Source organism: Bradyrhizobium sp. 31Argb, assembly GCF_043638955.1.
Taxonomy (GTDB): Bacteria; Pseudomonadota; Alphaproteobacteria; order Rhizobiales; family Xanthobacteraceae; genus Bradyrhizobium.
In genome coordinates this window covers 1-16,933 of sequence record NZ_JBEGDB010000173.1, presented here as the reverse complement: position 1 = coordinate 16,933, position 16,933 = coordinate 1, and the positions used below count along the sequence as shown (strand labels likewise).

Sequence of the window (16,933 nt, the reverse complement as noted above, 5' to 3'; positions counted from 1 at the left end):
CTCACCACTACTCCACCGTCATGCCCGCGAAGGCGGGCATCCAGTATCCGGCAGCCTCTCGGCTCAAGCACTGCTGTTTCTGGAATACTGGATCGTCCGCCTTCGGACGATGACAGCGGAAAGCTGTTTGACAGTTGAATCAGAACCCACCCCGCGTGGGGCAGATGGCGCCCTAACCCGCGCCGACGGCTTTCTTGCGCCAGGCGAGATGGACGGCGCAGGTGCAGCCGGGTGGGTGCGAGGTGACATCGTTGGCGGGAGTGGCGACCGGCGCGAGCGCCGGCGTTGCCTGCTTCGCGTCCTGCGAGGGGATGTAATTCAGCACGGGCGCGAGCCAGCGCTCGATCTCGGCAACCGTCATGTCCTTGCGTGCGGCGTAGTCCTCGACCTGGTCGCGCTCGATCTTGCCGACGCCGAAATAGAAGCTCTCGGGATGGCTGAAATAGAGGCCGGAGACCGAAGAGCCCGGCCACATCGCAAAGCTCTCCGTCAGCGTCACGCCGGCCGTATTCTCGGCATCAAGCAGTGCGAACAGCGTCGCCTTCTCGGTGTGGTCGGGCTGTGCGGGATAGCCGGGCGCCGGGCGGATGCCGTGATACTTCTCCAGGATCAGTTCGTCCGACGCCAGCGCCTCGTCGGGCGCGTAGCCCCAGAATTCCTTGCGCACGCGCTGGTGCATGCGCTCGGCAAAGGCTTCGGCGAGGCGGTCGGCCAGCGCCTTGCACAGGATCGAGGAGTAATCGTCATTGGCGTTCTTGAAGCGATCGGCGACCGTGTCCTCGCCGATCCCGGCGGTGACGACGAAGCCGCCGATATAGTCAGGCACGCCCGAACCGACAGGCGCGATGAAGTCCGACAGTGCGGCGTTGAAGCGGCCTTCGCGCTTCTCGAGCTGCTGGCGCAGCGTATGGAAGGTCGCGATCTTCTTTTTGCGTGTCTCGTCAGCATAAACGGCGATGTCGTCGCCTTCGGCATTGGCGGGCCAGAAACCGATGGTGGCGCGGGCCGTGAACCATTTCTCCTCGATGATGCGCTCAAGCATCTTCTGGGCATCATCGTAAAGCGAGCGCGCGACCTCGCCGACCTTGGGATCGTCGAGGATGGCCGGGAAGCGTCCGGTCAATTCCCAAGTCTGGAAGAACGGCGTCCAGTCGATGAATTTTGCAAGCTCGGCCAGATCGTAGGCGTCAAAGCTCTTGCGCCCGAAGAAGGTTGGCTTCTTCGGCAGCGCCTTGGCGAAGTCGATCTTCACGGCATTGGCGCGGGCTTGCGCAAGCTTTAGCCGTTTCTTGTCCGCTTGCGCCCGGAAATGCGCCGCGGAGATCTTTGCGTATTCGGCACGGATATCGGCGGCATAGGCCTGACGCTTCTCGGGCGAGAGCAGCGAGGAGGCGACGCCGACGGCGCGGCTGGCGTCATTGACGTGCACGACCGGCCCGCCCGGATAGTTCGGGTCGATCTTCACGGCGGTATGAACGCGGCTGGTGGTGGCGCCGCCGATCAGCAGCGGCAGGTTCAGGCCCTCGCGCTCCAGCTCGCCGGCGAGAAAGCTCATCTCGTCGAGCGAGGGCGTGATCAGGCCGGAGAGGCCGATGATATCAGCGCCTTCGGCCTTCGCCGTCTCGATGATTTTTGCGGCCGGCACCATCACGCCAAGGTCGATGACCTCGAAATTGTTACACTGCAGCACGATGCCGACGATGTTCTTGCCGATGTCGTGGACGTCGCCCTTCACCGTCGCGAGCACGATCTTGCCGGCGGCGTTGCGGCCGTCGCTGGTCACGCCGCTCGCAAGATTGCGCGCCTTTTCCTCTTCCATGAACGGCATCAGATAGGCGACCGCCTGTTTCATGACGCGCGCCGACTTCACCACCTGCGGTAGGAACATCTTGCCGTCGCCGAAGAGATCGCCGACCACGTTCATGCCGGCCATCAACGGACCCTCGATGACGTCGAGCGGACGGGAAGATGCCTGTCGCGCTTGCTCGGTATCCTGCTCGATGAATTCGGTGATGCCGTGCACCAGCGCGTGGCTAAGCCGCTTCTCGACCGGCCATTCGCGCCAGGCGAGATCGGCTTCCTTGCTCTGCTTCTCCTTGCCGCGGAATTTCTCGGCGAGCGCGAGGAGGCGCTCGGAGGCGCCGGGGTCGCGGTTGAGGATGACGTCCTCGCACACCTGCCGCAGCTCGGGATCGATGTCGTCATAGACGATCATCTGCCCGGCATTGACGATGCCCATGTCCATGCCGGCCTTGATGGCATGATAGAGGAATACCGAGTGCATCGCCTCGCGCACCGGCTCGTTGCCTCGGAACGAGAACGAGAGATTGGAGACGCCGCCGGAAATATGCGCGCCGGGGAGGTTCTGGCGGATCCAGCGCGCGGCCTCGATGAAGTCGACGCCGTAATTGTTGTGTTCCTCGATCCCGGTCGCGATCGCGAAGATGTTGGGATCGAAGATGATGTCTTCCGCCGGGAAGTCGAGCCGGTTGACCAGGATGTCATAGGCGCGCTTGCAGATTTCGGTCTTGCGCGCAAACGTATCGGCCTGCCCGGTCTCGTCGAACGCCATCACCACCACGGCCGCGCCATGGCGCTGGGCGATTTTGGCCTCGTGGATGAACTTCTCCTCGCCTTCCTTCATCGAGATCGAGTTCACCACAGGCTTGCCCTGGATGCATTTCAGCCCGGCCTCGATCACGGCGAATTTCGAGGAATCGACCATAACAGGTACGCGGGCGATATCCGGCTCGGCGGCGACGAGGTTGAGGAACGTCACCATCGCCTTCTCGGAATCGAGCAGGCCCTCGTCCATGTTGACGTCGATGATCTGCGCGCCGTTCTCGACCTGGTCGCGCGCAACCTGCAGCGCGGCGGTGTAGTCACCCGCGGTGATCAATTTGCGGAAGCGCGCCGAGCCCGTGACGTTGGTACGTTCGCCGATATTGACGAAAGGAATGGCGTCGGTCAGCGCGAACGGCTCCAGGCCCGACAGCCGCAGGCGCGGCTCGATCTCGGGGACGACGCGCGGCTTGTGCGGCGCCACCGCCGCGGCGATCGCGGCGATATGATCCGGCGTGGTGCCGCAGCAGCCGCCGACGATGTTGACGAGGCCGTCGCGCGCGAATTCGCCGATCAGCCGCGCCATATATTCCGGCGTCTCGTCGTACTGTCCGAATTCATTGGGCAGGCCGGCATTCGGGTAGGCGCAGACGAGCGTAGCGGCGACGCGGCCGATATCGGCGATGTGGCTGCGCAGGTCTTCCGCGCCGAGCGCGCAGTTGAAGCCGATCGTGATCGGCTTGGCGTGCCGCACCGAATTCCAGAACGCCTCCGGCAACTGGCCCGAGAGCAGGCGGCCGGATTTGTCGGTGATGGTGCCCGAGATCATCACGGGCACGTCGATGCCGCGCTCTTCAGCGATCTCGGAGATCGCGTAGAGCGCGGCCTTGGCATTGAGCGTGTCGAAGATGGTTTCGACCAGCAGCAGGTCGGCGCCGCCATCGAGCAGGCCGTTGATCTGCTCGCCATAGGCCTTGCGCAGATCGTCGAACGTCACGGCGCGATAGCCTGGGTTGGAGACGTCGGGCGAGATCGAGGCGGTGCGGTTGGTGGGGCCCAGGGCGCCCGCCACGAACCGCGGCCTGCCATCCTCCGCGCTCACCTTCTCGGCCGCGGCGCGCGCGAGCCTGGCGCCCTCGCGGTTGAGCTCATAGGCGAGGTCCGACATCTCGTAGTCGGCCTGCGCGATCGAGGTCGAGGAGAAGGTGTTGGTCGCGACGATGTCGGCGCCGGCGCGCAGATAGGCGGCGTGGATGTCCTCGATCGCCTGCGCTTGCGTCAGGATCAGGAGGTCGTTGTTGCCTCTGATATCGCGGTGGAAATCCTTGAAGCGTTCGCCGCGGAACGCCGCCTCATCGAATTGCAGGCCCTGGATCATCGTGCCCATGGCGCCGTCGAGCACGAGGATGCGCTCGCGCGCGGCAGCAATGAGGGCGGTACGCTTGGGAGAGACAGGCACGGTCATTCTTCAGGCAGCTTTCTTCGCACCGTTCGGACGGATGCCGAGCAGGTGGCTGATCGCGAACACGAGATCGGCGCGGTTCATGGTGTAGAAGTGGAAGGTGTCGACGCCGTGCTTGGCCAGTTTCTGCACCTGGCCGGCGGCAACGGTGGCTGCCACCAGCTTGCGGGTCTCGGCGTCGTCATCGAGGCCCTCGAATTTCGCCGCGAACCAGTCCGGCACCGTGGTGCCGGCGCGGGTGACGAAATTGCGGGCCTGCTTGAAATTGTGCATCGGCATGATGCCCGGCACGATCGGGATATCGATGCCGCGCGCCCGCACCCGGTCGAGGTAGCGGAAATAGAGATCGTTGTCGAAGAACACCTGGGTGATGGCGCGCGTGGCGCCGGCATCGACCTTGGCTTTCAGCGTGTCGATATCGGCGTCGAAATTCGCGCTTTCGGGGTGTTTCTCCGGATAGGCCGAGACCGAAATCTCGATATCGGGATGACGCTTCTTGATGCCGGCGACCAGCTCCGGCGAGCTCTGGTAGCCGTCCGGATGGGTGTAATAGGGCGTGCCGATGCCGCCCGGCGGGTCGCCGCGCAGCGCCACGATGTGGCGGACGCCGACCTCGTGATAGCGGTCGACGATCTCGTCGATCTCTCCGCGCGAGGCGCTGACGCAGGTCAGATGCGCCGCCGGCAACAGCGTGGTTTCGTTCAGGATGCGGGCGATGGTCGAATGGGTGCGCTCGCGGGTCGAGCCGCCGGCGCCATAGGTCACGGAGACGAAGGTGGGCGACAGCGGCGCCAGCCGGTTGATCGTGTCCCACAAGTTACGCTCCATCTCCTCGGTCTTCGGCGGGAAGAACTCGAAGGAAATGGCGGGAGTCCTGAACGGCGGGGCGGCAACCTCGGTCATGGCTCTCACAAACTCCACGGGACAATCGGCACAGGCTGGGTGGTCAAGACGGTAAGATAGGGCAAAGCGGGGCGGGCAAACAGCCCATCAGGAATGGGAAATGGCCCACTTTGAGTGAATCTGTTAGCTCAGTGCGAGAACTTCAATTTGCGGTGGGCAGGAGTATAGGTTTCGCGGCTTATCGCAAAAATCCCAAAATTATAGCCTGTTTCTATAACGTTCCGGTCAATTCGGTTCCCTCCTTGGGTGTGGGCAAGGAAGAATTGTTACGGATTAACGACGTTTTGTCCCACTGTCGACGTGGCCGCTCCGCTTCGGGGCGTCGCGGGGCTGATCTGCACGCGGAGGGGCTTTGTGGTTTCAATGTGCCGCCCTAGCTTACCGCGATGATTCCGCTTTCCGTCCTGGACCTTTCGGTCGTCACCACAGCCACAAAGCCCGCCGCAGCGCTGCGCAACAGCATCGATCTGGCGCGCCATGTCGATGGGCTCGGCTATCTCAGGTATTGGCTCGCCGAGCACCACAACCTCGCCTCCGTCGCGAGCCCCGCGCCGGACTTGATGATCGGGCAGATCGCTGCCGTCACCCGGAATATCCGCGTCGGTTCCGGCGGCGTGATGCTGCCCAACCACGCGCCGCTGGTGGTTGCCGAGCGCTTCAAGATGCTCGAGGCGCTGTTCCCCGGCCGCATCGATCTTGGTTTGGGGCGTGCGCCCGGCATCGACGGTGCCACGGCCTACGCGCTGCGCAGCCGGCTCGATCGCCGCGAGGGCGACGATTTCCTGGAGCGGCTGCACGAACTGACGCTGTGGGAGACGCGCGAGTTCCCGTCCGGCCACCCCTTCAACAATGTGGTGGCGATGCCCGACGATTCGCCGCTGCCGCCGATCTGGCTGCTCGGCTCCAGCGCCTATTCGTCCGAGCTCGCTGCGCAGGTCGGCATGGGTTTCGGCTTCGCGCATCATTTCGCGACCCATGACGCGGTCGATGCGATGACCAACTACCGCGCCCATTTCAAGCCGTCGCCCTGGCGCCAGACGCCGCAGGCGATCCTCGCGGTGGCGGCGGTGGCGGCCGAGACCGATGAAGAGGCGGAGAAGCTGGCGCTGTCGATGGACCTCAACCGGCTGCGCCGGGATCGCGGCCAGTATCTGCCGCTGCCGAGCGTCGAGGAGGCGCTGGCCTATCCCTATACGGACGCCGAGCGTGCTTCCATCGCCCGCAACCGCTCGCGCTTCTTCGTCGGCGGCCCGGCGACGGTGATGGCAAAACTGCAGCCGCTGATCGCGGCGACCGAGGCGGATGAGCTGATGATCATCACCGCCGTGTATGACCACGAGGCGCGGAAGAAGTCGTACAGCCTGCTGGCGGATGCGTTCGGGCTTGCGAAGAAGGCGGCGGCGTAAGCTGTCGTCCCGGCCAAACGAAGCTTCGTAGCCCGGGTGGACCTGGGAGAGGGCTTGCGCGCCTCAATCCGCCTTCTCGCTGAAGGTTGCGCGGAAGGGGTGGGCGGGATAGACGCCCACGATGCGGAATTCGCGGGAGAAGAATTTCAGCTCTTCGAGCGCGAAGGCCAATCCGCGATCATAGGGGTGGCCGTCGACGTCGGCATAAAATTGCGTGGCAAAGAAATTGCCGTCGACCATGTAGCTTTCGAGCTTGGTCATGTTGACGCCGTTGGTGGCGAAGCCGCCGAGCGCCTTGTAGAGCGCCGCGGGCAGGTTGCGCACCCGGAATACAAACGTCGTGACCAGCGGGCCCGAATCCTGCTCGGCCCATCTGGCTTCGCGTGCCAGCACCACGAAGCGGGTGGTGTTGTGGGCCTCGTCCTCGATGTCTTCGGCCAGGATATCGAGGCCGTAGATGTCGGCGGCAAGGCGCGAGGCGATGGCGGCGACGCTTTTGTCGCCACGCTCGGAAATGTCCCGAGCGCTGCCGGCGGTGTCGCCGGCGACGATCGGCCTGACGCCGAGCTTGCGGATGATGCGCCGGCACTGGCCGAGCGCATGCACATGGCTCTCCACGCTCCTGATGTCGGCGAGCTTTGTCCCCTTCACCGCCATCAACTGATGCCGGACCGGCAGGAACCATTCGCCGACGATGAACAGGCCGGAGGCCGGCAACAGATGGTGGATGTCGGCGACGCGGCCGGCGACCGAGTTCTCGATCGGGATCATGCCGAGATCGGCCTCGCCGGAGGAAATCGCCGACAGCGCGTCCTCGAAGGTCGGGCAGGGCATCGGCTCGGCGTCGGGATAGGCCTCGACGATCGCGATGTGGGAATTGGCTCCGGGCTCGCCCTGGAAGGCGATTTTCAGCTTCTTGGTCATATCGTTTTCCTGGCGAGGTTTTAGATCATGATCCGATTCTTCGGAACCGGATCATGATCTCATCTCTTTGTTTGAGCATGATCTTTTCGGAAAACCGGTTTCCACTTTTCCGGATCATGCTCTAGCAGCGGTTCAGGTTTTGGCCAGTATGCGCCGGGCGGTTTCGAGGTCGGCCGGGGTGTCGACGCCGCGCGGCACGGTGTCGACGATGGTGACGTCGATCCGCATCCCGGCCTCCAGCGCGCGGAGCTGCTCGAGCTTCTCCTGCTGTTCCAGGGGCGAGGGCGGCAACCTCACGAACCGCTCCAGCGCGGCGCGGCGATAAGCGTAGAGGCCGATATGGTGGTAGCGCGGCCCGTCGCCGAACGGCGCCGTGGTACGGGTGAAATAGAGCGCGCGCAGCCGCCGTGTTGTGATCGGCGAGCCGACCGCCTTCACCACGTTCGGGTTGACGCTCTCCTCCTCGGTGTGGATCTCGGAGGCGAGGGTCGCGATATCGACTGCGGGGTCGTCGAGCGGCGGCAGCACGGCGCGGATCGTGTCCGTCGTGATGGTCGGGAAATCGCCCTGCAGATTGACCACAATCCCGGCCTTGCCTTGCGGATCGAGCGTGGTTGCGGCCTCAAAGATGCGGTCGGAGCCGGAGGGGTGATCGGCGCGGGTCATCACCACCTCGCCGCCGGCCGCCGTGACGGCAGCGGCGATCTCCGGCGTATCGGTCGCGACCGCGACCCGGCCGATGTTGGCTTCTTCCGCCCGGCGCAATACGTGGACAATCATCGGCTGGCCGGCAATGTCGAGGAGCGGCTTGCCCGGCAGCCTCGTGGCCGCCATGCGGGCGGGAATCAGCACCAAAATCCGCGAGTCAGCCATCGTATCGAAACCCTGCCGGCGGCAGGAATCAGGGTGGGGACAGGGTAAAAGCCGGCGCGTTTATACGGGTTGCCAGAGCGCAGGCAAACCGATATCTCAACTCTGCTCGGGGGAGGCGCGACGAGGGCTGATTCCGAGGCTCACCCCCGCGGCCATTCGGCCCGCCTGAAGTCGACATTTTAGGCCTGGAGCCTGATCCGAAATGGACTCCTTCGAACTCAACAAAATTCTCGGTGCGATCCTCGGCACCTGCCTCATTGTCCTGGTGACGAGCTTTGGCGCGCAGGCGGTGTTCACGCCGAAGCCGCTGGAGAAGCCCGGTTTCGAGATCGCCGTGAAAGAGGCGAGCAAGGGCGGACCGGCGGAAGCCGCCGCACCCTCCGAGCCGATCGAGAAGCTGCTGCAGACCGCCTCTGTGGAAAAGGGCTCGGCGGCCGCCAAGAAGTGCGCAGCCTGCCACACCTTCGAAAAGGGCGGCCCGAACCGCGTCGGCCCCAATCTCTTTGGCATCGTCGGCGAGCCCCGGGGCGAAGGACGCGGGTTCAACTTCTCGGCCGCGATGAAGGCCAAGGGCGGCACCTGGACCTTCGACGACCTCAACAAGTTCCTCACCAACCCGAAGGGTTTCATCCCGGGTACCGCGATGGGCTTCGCCGGTATTCCGAAGGACAGCGAGCGCGCAGACGTGATCGCCTACCTGAATTCGCTGTCGGATCATCCCCAGCCGCTGCCGACGGCGTCGAAATAGCATTTCCCTCATGGATTCAATCGGAACGGCCAGGCGTTGCCTGGCCGTTTCCGTATGGATCGCAGGTTTGTCATCGGGACGTTTCGCCGCACACGTGATGGCCCCCAGGCTTCCAAGATGAGGAAAAAGCAACATAATCCGCCGAAACCTTGCCCTATATTACGCACTTAGTGCGTAACCCCGGTTCACGACAGGAAGCTCCCCTTGGCCATTACCCGACGACACCTTCTGCAGACCGGCGCGGTGGCCGCGCTGACCCCCATGATGGGCATGGCAGCCGGCATTCCGGCGATGTCGAGCGCGCAGGCGGACCCGGGAGGCAGTGAGCCGGCGTGGCGCCACGCGCTGTCGCTGTTCGGCGACATCAAATATCCGGCCGGCTTCCAGCGTTTCGACTATGTCAATCCGGATGCGCCGAAGGGCGGCGTCGCGCGGATCATCTCGCTCGGCACGTACGACAACTTCAACGTCGCGGTGATGGGCGTGAAGGGCTCGATCGCGCCGGCCGCGATCATGATCTATGAGACGCTGATGTCGCGCTCGCAGGATGAGATCGCGACCGAATATGGCCTGCTCGCCGAAGGCGCATCCCATCCCGACGACTATAGCTGGGTGATCTACCGGCTGCGCAAGGAAGCGCGCTGGCACGACGGCAAGCCGGTGACGCCGGAGGACGTCATCTTCTCGCTCGAGACGTTGAAGAAGCAAAGCCCGTTCTATTCCTCCTATTACCGGCACGTGACCAAGGCCGAAAAGACCGGCGAGCGCGACGTCAAATTCACCTTCGACGCTCCCGGCAATCGCGAATTGCCGCACATCGTCGGCGAATTGCTGGTGCTGCCGAAGCATTACTGGGAAGGCACCGACAGCCAGGGCCGCAAGCGCGATGTTTCGGCGACTACGCTGGAGAAGCCGCTCGGCTCGGGCGCTTATCGGATCGCTGATTTCGTCGCCGGCCGCTCGGTCCGGCTCGAGCGCGTGAAGGACTATTGGGGCGCCAAGTTGCCGGTCCAGATCGGCCAGAATAATTTCGACGAGCTGCGTTTCGAATTCTTCCGCGACAACGTCGTCGCGCTCGAAGCTTTCAAGGCCGACCAGGCGGACTGGATCACCGAGAACTCGGCGAAGCAGTGGGCGACTGCGTATGACTTCCCGGCCGTGACCGAGAAACGCGTCGTCAAGCAGGAGTTTCCAATCAACGATTCCGGCCGCATGCAGGGTTTCGTGCTCAACCTGCGCCGCGCTCAATTCAAGGACGCGCGTCTCCGGCGCGCCTTCAACTTTGCGTTCGATTTCGAGGAGATGAACAAGCAGCTCTTCTATGGTCAGTACAAGCGCATCAACAGCTATTTCGAGGGCACAGAATTGGCCTCTTCCGGCTTGCCGCAGGGGCAGGAGCTCGAGCTCCTCGAGACCGTGCGCGACAAGGTGCCGCCGGAAGTCTTCACGACGCCGTACACGAACCCGATCGGCGGCAACCCCGAAGCGGTGCGCGCCAATTTGCGCGAGGCCACCAGGCTGTTGAAGGAGGCCGGCTTCGAGGTGCGCGAGCGCAAGCTGGTCGATCCGTCGGGCAAGCCGGTGACCGTGGAGATCCTGGTGCAGGATCCTTCCTCCGAGCGGATCGCGCTGTTCTTCAAGCCGTCGCTGGAACGCATCGGCGTCACTGCCTCGATCCGTGTCGTCGACGACGTGCAGTACGAGAACCGCATCCGCAGTTTCGATTTCGACATCATCACCGACCTCTGGGGCCAGTCGCTCTCGCCCGGCAATGAGCAGCGCGAATTCTGGGGCTCGCAGGCCGTGGATCAGCAGGGATCCAAGAACACCATCGGCATCAAGAACCCGGCAGTAGATGCGCTGATCGAGAAGGTCATCTTCGCCAAGGACCGTGCCAGCCTCGTCGCCGCGACCAAGGCGCTGGACCGGGTGCTGCTCTGGAATTTCTACGTGGTGCCGCAGTTCGGCTATCCCTACGCGCGCTATGCGCTCTGGGATCGCTTCGGCCACGCGGAACTACCGAAATACGCGCGCTCCGGCCTGCCCTCATTGTGGTGGTATGACGTGGACAAGGCAAACCGGATCGGCAAACGGTCTTGAGGGATTTTTCGGGTATGGCGCTATTCACCCGTCGGTACGCGCTCGGCCTCGGCATCGGTGCGCTATGCGCGACGCGGCTTCGTCCGGCAGCCGCCGATAACGGCGTCGAGATGCATGGCATGTCGGCGTTCGGCGATTTGAAATATCCCGCCGACTTCCACCATTTCGACTATGTCAACGTCAATGCGCCGAAGGGCGGCATGTTCTCGCTGATCCCGTCGGTCCGCGACTATAACCAGTCCTATTTCACGTTCAATTCGCTCAACGCCTACGTCCTCAAAGGTGAGGGGGCGCAGGGCATGGGCATGACGTTTGCGACGTTGATGGGGCGCGCCAGCGACGAGCCTGATGCGATGTATGGGTTCGCGGCGAAGTCGGTGCGGATTTCGCCCGACAAGCTCAGCTATACTTTCACGATCCGCCCCGAGGCGCGATTTCATGACGGCTCGAAGCTGACCGCCCACGACGTCGCCTTCTCGCTGAACATGCTGAAGGAAAAGGGCCACCCGATGGTCCTGGTTCAGCTCCGCGATTTCATCAAGGCCGAGGCGCTCGACGATGCGACCGTCGTCGCCAGCTTCGCGCCGAAGCGCGCGCGCGACGTCCCGCTTTATGTCGCGGGCCTGCCGATCTTCTCGAAGGCCTATTACGCCAATCGGCCGTTCGAGGAATCGACGCTGGATACGCCGCTCGGCTCGGGGCCGTACAAGGTCGGCCGCTTCGAGGTCAATCGCTTCATCGAATATGATCGCGTCAAGGACTGGTGGGCTGCCGATCTTCCGGTCTGCCGCGGCAGCTTCAATTTCGATACCGTCCGCTACGAATTCTATCGCGACCGCGACGTCGCATTCGAAGGCTTCACGGGCAAAAACTATCTCTATCGCGAGGAACTCACCGCCCGCATCTGGGCGACGCGCTATGATTTTCCCGCGATCAAGGACGGCCGCGTCAAGCGCGAGCTGTTGCCGGACGAGACGCCGTCGGGCGCGCAGGGCTGGTTCATCAACATGCGCCGCGACAAGTTCAAAGACCCGCGCGTGCGCGAGGCGCTGATCTATGCCTTCGATTTCGAATGGACCAACAAGACCATCATGTACGGCGCCTATGCGCGCACCCATTCGCCGTTCCAAAACTCGGACATGATGGTGTCCGGCCCGCCGTCGCCGGAAGAGCTGGCGCTGCTGGAGCCGTTCCGCGGCCAGGTGCCGGACGAGGTGTTCGGCATGCCCTTCGTGCCGCCGGTGTCCGACGGTTCGGGGCAGGACCGGGCGCTGCTGCGCAAGGCGGCGCAATTGCTCAACGAGGCCGGCTGCGTGGTCAAGGACGGCAAGCGGCTGTTGCCGAACGGCGAGCCTTTCACCATCGAATTCCTCAACGACGAAGCCTCGATCCAGCCCCACCACGGGCCGTACATCAAGAACCTTGCCGTGCTCGGCATCGACGCCACCTTCCGGCTGATCGATGCCGTGCAGTATCGCGCGCGGCTGGAGGATTTCGATTTCGACATGACCATCCAGCGCTTTTCGATGTCGGCGACGCCGGGCGATGTCATGCGGGCGTTCTTTTCGTCGCAGGCCGCCAACACCAAAGGCTCCTATAACCTCGCAGGCATTTCCAGCCCGGTGATCGATGCGTTGGTCGAGAAGATCATCGCCGCCGAGACCAGGGCGGAACTGACCACCGCCTGCCGCGCTTTCGACCGCGTGTTCCGCGCCGGCCGCTATTGGGTGCCGCAATGGTACGCCAACACGCACAAGGTGGCCTATTGGGACCTGTTCGCCCATCCGCCGAAGCCGGCGCGTTACGCGCAAGGCGTGGGAGCGCCGGAGAACTGGTGGATCGACCCGGCCAAGGCCGCCAACGCCGAACAGGCGAAGTAAGACATGACCGCCTATATCGCCCGCCGCATTCTCCTGATGGTGCCGACGCTGCTCGGCATCCTCTTCGTGTCCTTCGTGGTCGTGCAATTCGCGCCCGGCGGGCCGGTCGAGCGGGTGCTGGCGCAGCTTTCCGGCGCCGATACCGGCGGCTCCTCGCGGGTTTCGGGTTCTTCCGGCGGCGATTTTGCCGCGCGCGCGCCAGGCGGCGCCTCGGCGGACGCCGTCAACTCGAAGTACCGCGGCGCGCAGGGGCTCGATCCCGCCTTCATCAAGAATCTCGAAAAGCAGTTCGGCTTCGACAAGCCGGCGCCCGAGCGCTTCGCGCTGATGGTATGGAATTTCGCCCGCTTCGATTTCGGCAAGAGCTATTTCCGCGACGTCAGCGTGATCCAGCTGATCAAGGAGAAGCTGCCGGTGTCGATGTCGCTCGGCATCTGGATGACGCTGCTGACCTATCTGATCTCGATCCCGCTCGGCATCCGGAAAGCCGTGCATGACGGCTCTCGGTTCGATACCTGGACCTCGGCGGTGATCATCGTCGGCTTTGCGATTCCCGGCTTTCTGTTCGCGATCCTGTTGATCATCCTGTTCGCCGGCGGCTCGTTCTTCAACGTGTTCCCGTTGCGCGGATTGACCTCGGACGGCTGGTCGCAATTCCCCTGGTACTGGAAGATCCTCGACTATTTCTGGCACATCACGCTGCCCTTGATCTCGATGGCGCTCGGGGCGTTTGCCACCATGACGCTCTTGACCAAGAACTCGTTCCTGGACGAGATCCGCAAGCAATATGTCATGACCGCGCGCGCCAAGGGCTGCAGCGAGACGCAGGTGCTGTACGGCCACATCTTCCGTAACGCGATGCTGATCGTGATCGCCGGCTTCCCGAGCGCGTTCATCCACGCCTTCTTCTCCGGCTCGCTTTTGATCGAGACCATCTTCTCGCTCGACGGGCTCGGCCTGCTCGGCTTCGAGAGCGTCCTGAACCGCGACTATCCGGTGGTGTTCGGCACGCTGTTCATCTTTTCGCTGGTCGGCCTGGTCGTGAACCTGATCTCCGATCTCGCTTACATGTGGATCGATCCCCGGATCGATTTCGAGGCGAGGGAAGTCTGATGACGATGCTCGCGCCCCAACCCGTCGAGACCACCACGCAATCGCCGCTCGGCGAGGCCGTGCCGCCGAGCCGCCATCCCTTCGAGCCGTCGCCGCTCAACAAGCGCCGCTGGCAGAACTTCAAGGCCAACCGCCGGGGCTACTGGTCGTTCTGGATCTTCCTGGTGCTGTTCGTGGTCTCGCTGTTCGCCAATTTCATTGCGAATGATCGCCCGCTGATGGTCAGATATGACGGCCGGTTCTATTGGCCGGTGCTCTTCAACTATGCGGAGACGACGTTCGGCGGCGATTTCGAGACCACGGCTGACTACCGCGATCCCTACTTGCAGAAGCAGATCGCGGCCAAGAGCGGCACCATCATCTGGCCGCCGATCCGCTATTCCTACGACACCCACAATCTCGATCTGCCGACCCCGGCGCCGTCGAAGCCGACCTGGCTGCTGACCGAAGAGCAGTGCAAGGAGGTGGTCGAGAGGAAGCATCTCAGCGGCTGCCGCGACCTCGAATACAACTGGCTCGGCACCGACGACCAGGGCCGCGACGTGGTCGCGCGCCTGATCTACGGTTTCCGGATTTCGGTGCTGTTCGGCCTCACGCTGACCATCCTGTCCTCGATCATCGGCGTCGCCGCCGGCGGCGTGCAGGGCTATTTCGGCGGCTGGATCGATCTCACCTTCCAGCGCCTGATCGAGGTCTGGACCGCGATCCCCTCGCTCTATCTGCTTCTGATCATCTCCGCGGTGCTGCCGCCGGGCTTCTTCATCCTGCTCGGCATCCTCCTGTTGTTCTCCTGGGTGTCGCTGGTCGGCCTGGTGCGTGCGGAATTCCTGCGCGGGCGCAATTTCGAGTACATCCAGGCGGCGCGCGCGCTCGGCGTCTCCAATGCGGTGATCATGTTCCGCCACCTGTTGCCGAACGCGATGGTGGCGACCATGACCTTCCTGCCGTTCATCGTCTCGTCCTCGGTGATGACGCTGACCGCGCTGGACTTCCTGGGCTTCGGCCTGCCGCCTGGCTCGCCTTCGCTCGGCGAGTTGCTGGCGCAGGGCAAGGCCAATGTGCAGGCGCCGTGGCTCGGCTTCACCGGCTTCTTCTCGGTCGCGATCATGCTCTCGCTCCTGATCTTCATCGGCGAGGCCGCGCGCGACGCCTTCGACCCACGCAAGACGTTCAGGTAGAGGGCAGCATCATGGACGCCATCAACCAGCCGCTGCTCGATGTCCGCGACCTCTCGGTCGCGTTCGGCCCGTCGATCGCGGTCGACCATGTCTCGTTCTCGATCAAGCGTGGCGAATGCCTCGCGCTGGTCGGCGAATCCGGCTCGGGCAAGTCCGTCAGCGCGCTGTCGGTCCTGAAATTGCTGCCCTATCCGGCCGCGTCGCATCCTTCCGGCACCATCCGCTTCAAGGGCCGTGACCTTCTTACCGCCTCGGAGCGAGAGATGCGCGAGGTGCGGGGCAACGACATCTCGATCATCTTCCAGGAGCCGATGACCTCGCTCAATCCGCTCCACACCATCGAGGGGCAGATCGGCGAGATCCTGTCGCTGCACAGCGGCGTGCGCGGCGCGGCGGCGCGGGCGCGCACCATTGAGCTCCTGACGCAGGTCGGCATTCCCGAGCCCGAGACGCGGCTGCAAAGCTATCCGCATCAGCTCTCCGGCGGCCAGCGCCAGCGGGTGATGATCGCGATGGCGCTCGCCAATGAGCCCGACCTTTTGATCGCGGATGAGCCGACGACGGCGCTCGACGTCACCGTGCAGGCGCAGATCCTGGCGCTGCTGGCCGAGATCCGCACCCGGCTCGGCATGAGCATGCTGTTCATCACCCATGATCTCGGCATTGTCCGCCGCATCGCCGACACCGTCTGCGTCATGAATGGCGGCAAGATCGTCGAACATGGCCCGGTCGAGCAGGTCTTCACCGCGCCCAAGCATCCTTATACGCGCGATCTTCTCGCCGCGGAGCCGAAGCCCGACCCGGCGCCGCCACGCCCGGACCAGCCGGTGGTGATCTCGGCGGATAATCTGAAGGTCTGGTTCCCGATCAAGCGCGGATTGCTGCGCTCCACTGTCGGTCATATCAAAGCGGTCGATGGCGTCAGCATCGCGGTGCGCAAGGGCGAGACGCTCGGCGTGGTCGGCGAATCCGGCTCGGGCAAGACCACGCTGGGGCTCGCGCTGCTGCGATTGATCTCCTCCGACGGGCCGATCGTGTTCTTAGGGAGCAACATCCAGGGCCTGCGCTTCAAGCAGATGCGCCCGTTCCGCCGCGACATGCAGATCGTGTTCCAGGATCCGTTCGGCGCGCTGAGCCCGCGTATGTCGGTCGGCGACATCGTGGCCGAAGGGCTGACGGTTCATCAGCGCCAGTTATCGGCCGAAGAGCGCGAGGCGCGGGTGATCAAGGCTCTGACGGATGTCGGCCTGAAGCCGGAATGGCGCTTCCGCTACCCGCATGAGTTCTCCGGCGGCCAGCGCCAGCGCATCTCGATCGCGCGCGCGGTGGTGCTGGAGCCGAATTTTGTGGTGCTGGACGAGCCGACCAGCGCGCTCGACATGCTGTTCCAGGCGCAGATGGTCGACCTCTTGCGCGAATTGCAGCGCAAGCGCGACCTCACCTACATGTTCATCTCGCATGATTTGCGCGTGGTGGCGTCGCTCGCCAGCCATCTGATCGTGATGAAGTCCGGCAAGGTCGAGGAGGAGGGGCCGGCCTCCGAGCTGTTCAAGAATCCGAAGAGCAACTACACTCGCGCCCTCTTCGCCGCCGCCTTCCGCCTGGAGACGGCCGGCAATGGCGCGGTGGCGACCTGAGTGACAGTTGGGCCTCACGGTTCGAGACGGCGCGAAGCCTGTCATCGGGCCGCGCTTCGCGCGGACCCGTTAGCGGTGTGCCGAGTATGAACGACAGCTTGGAGGTGGAAGTCCTCTATCCAGCCTGATGACGGCGAAGGATTAGCG

At 63.8% G+C, this 16,933-nt stretch carries 11 protein-coding genes; 7 read left to right on the top strand and 4 right to left on the bottom strand.

Annotation, left to right across the window (positions count from 1 at the left end; all coding sequences use genetic code 11):
* Positions 1 to 172: 172 nt before the first annotated feature.
* Positions 173 to 4,027: a methionine synthase gene (gene metH / locus AAFX91_RS27360; protein WP_394568712.1), complete on the bottom strand. Its 3,855-nt coding sequence runs from the start codon at positions 4,025 to 4,027 to the stop codon at positions 173 to 175.
* Between the two features lie 3 nt (positions 4,028 to 4,030).
* A complete protein-coding gene (gene metF / locus AAFX91_RS27355; RefSeq protein ID WP_394568711.1) occupies positions 4,031 to 4,927 on the bottom strand; it encodes a methylenetetrahydrofolate reductase [NAD(P)H] in 897 nt (298 codons plus the stop codon).
* A gap of 386 nt (positions 4,928 to 5,313) precedes the next feature.
* Between metF and AAFX91_RS27350 the strand changes: the two genes are divergently transcribed.
* Positions 5,314 to 6,333, top strand: coding sequence for an LLM class flavin-dependent oxidoreductase (locus AAFX91_RS27350; RefSeq protein WP_394568710.1), 1,020 nt, complete (start codon positions 5,314 to 5,316; stop codon positions 6,331 to 6,333).
* 63 nt (positions 6,334 to 6,396) lie between these two features.
* On the opposite strand, the gene AAFX91_RS27345 is transcribed toward AAFX91_RS27350, so the two are convergent.
* Together AAFX91_RS27345 and AAFX91_RS27340 are read right to left on the bottom strand one after the other, a co-directional pair.
* Positions 6,397 to 7,257 (bottom strand): prephenate dehydratase, encoded by an 861-nt coding sequence (locus tag AAFX91_RS27345; RefSeq protein WP_394568709.1) that lies wholly within the window; start codon positions 7,255 to 7,257, stop codon positions 6,397 to 6,399.
* A 132-nt stretch (positions 7,258 to 7,389) separates the two neighbouring features.
* Positions 7,390 to 8,130: a 3-deoxy-manno-octulosonate cytidylyltransferase gene (locus AAFX91_RS27340; protein WP_394568708.1), complete on the bottom strand. Its 741-nt coding sequence runs from the start codon at positions 8,128 to 8,130 to the stop codon at positions 7,390 to 7,392.
* A gap of 202 nt (positions 8,131 to 8,332) precedes the next feature.
* Here AAFX91_RS27340 and AAFX91_RS27335 point away from each other — a divergent pair, with 202 nt between their 5' ends.
* The 6 genes from AAFX91_RS27335 (at position 8,333) to AAFX91_RS27310 (ending at position 16,786) form a co-directional block, all read left to right on the top strand.
* Positions 8,333 to 8,878, top strand: coding sequence for a cytochrome c family protein (locus AAFX91_RS27335; RefSeq protein WP_130581476.1), 546 nt, complete (start codon positions 8,333 to 8,335; stop codon positions 8,876 to 8,878).
* A 270-nt stretch (positions 8,879 to 9,148) separates the two neighbouring features.
* Complete coding sequence (locus AAFX91_RS27330) at positions 9,149 to 10,978, top strand: extracellular solute-binding protein (RefSeq protein WP_394568713.1); 1,830 nt, start codon at positions 9,149 to 9,151, stop codon at positions 10,976 to 10,978.
* Positions 10,979 to 10,992: 14 nt separating this feature from the next.
* The gene (locus AAFX91_RS27325; protein WP_394568707.1) at positions 10,993 to 12,858 is read left to right on the top strand and encodes an extracellular solute-binding protein; all 1,866 of its coding nucleotides are present in this window, start codon (positions 10,993 to 10,995) and stop codon (positions 12,856 to 12,858) included.
* A 3-nt stretch (positions 12,859 to 12,861) separates the two neighbouring features.
* On the top strand, positions 12,862 to 13,971 hold the full coding sequence (locus tag AAFX91_RS27320; RefSeq protein ID WP_394568706.1) for a microcin C ABC transporter permease YejB: 1,110 nt from the start codon (positions 12,862 to 12,864) through the stop codon (positions 13,969 to 13,971).
* The gene (locus tag AAFX91_RS27315) at positions 13,971 to 15,149 is read left to right on the top strand and encodes an ABC transporter permease (RefSeq protein WP_394568705.1); all 1,179 of its coding nucleotides are present in this window, start codon (positions 13,971 to 13,973) and stop codon (positions 15,147 to 15,149) included. Before AAFX91_RS27320 ends, AAFX91_RS27315 begins: the two co-directional genes overlap by 1 nt.
* Before the next feature lie 11 nt (positions 15,150 to 15,160).
* Positions 15,161 to 16,786 carry an ABC transporter ATP-binding protein gene (locus AAFX91_RS27310; RefSeq protein ID WP_394568704.1) on the top strand — a complete coding sequence of 542 codons (1,626 nt, stop codon included), beginning with the start codon at positions 15,161 to 15,163 and terminating at the stop codon, positions 16,784 to 16,786.
* Positions 16,787 to 16,933: the final 147 nt, after the last annotated feature.

Bases quoted from the DNA above. Each gene is read 5' to 3' on its own strand.
- AAFX91_RS27320 (WP_394568706.1), top strand. From the start codon at position 12,862: ATGACCGCCTATATCGCCCGCCGCATTCTCCTGATGGTGCCGACGCTG.
- metF (WP_394568711.1), bottom strand. From the start codon at position 4,927: ATGACCGAGGTTGCCGCCCCGCCGTTCAGGACTCCCGCCATTTCCTTC.
- AAFX91_RS27335 (WP_130581476.1), top strand. From the start codon at position 8,333: ATGGACTCCTTCGAACTCAACAAAATTCTCGGTGCGATCCTCGGCACC.
- AAFX91_RS27330 (WP_394568713.1), top strand. From the start codon at position 9,149: ATGGCAGCCGGCATTCCGGCGATGTCGAGCGCGCAGGCGGACCCGGGA.
- AAFX91_RS27340 (WP_394568708.1), bottom strand. From the start codon at position 8,130: ATGGCTGACTCGCGGATTTTGGTGCTGATTCCCGCCCGCATGGCGGCC.
- AAFX91_RS27325 (WP_394568707.1), top strand. From the start codon at position 10,993: ATGGCGCTATTCACCCGTCGGTACGCGCTCGGCCTCGGCATCGGTGCG.
- AAFX91_RS27315 (WP_394568705.1), top strand. From the start codon at position 13,971: ATGACGATGCTCGCGCCCCAACCCGTCGAGACCACCACGCAATCGCCG.
- AAFX91_RS27350 (WP_394568710.1), top strand. From the start codon at position 5,314: ATGATTCCGCTTTCCGTCCTGGACCTTTCGGTCGTCACCACAGCCACA.
- AAFX91_RS27345 (WP_394568709.1), bottom strand. From the start codon at position 7,257: ATGACCAAGAAGCTGAAAATCGCCTTCCAGGGCGAGCCCGGAGCCAAT.
- AAFX91_RS27310 (WP_394568704.1), top strand. From the start codon at position 15,161: ATGGACGCCATCAACCAGCCGCTGCTCGATGTCCGCGACCTCTCGGTC.
- metH (WP_394568712.1), bottom strand. From the start codon at position 4,027: ATGACCGTGCCTGTCTCTCCCAAGCGTACCGCCCTCATTGCTGCCGCG.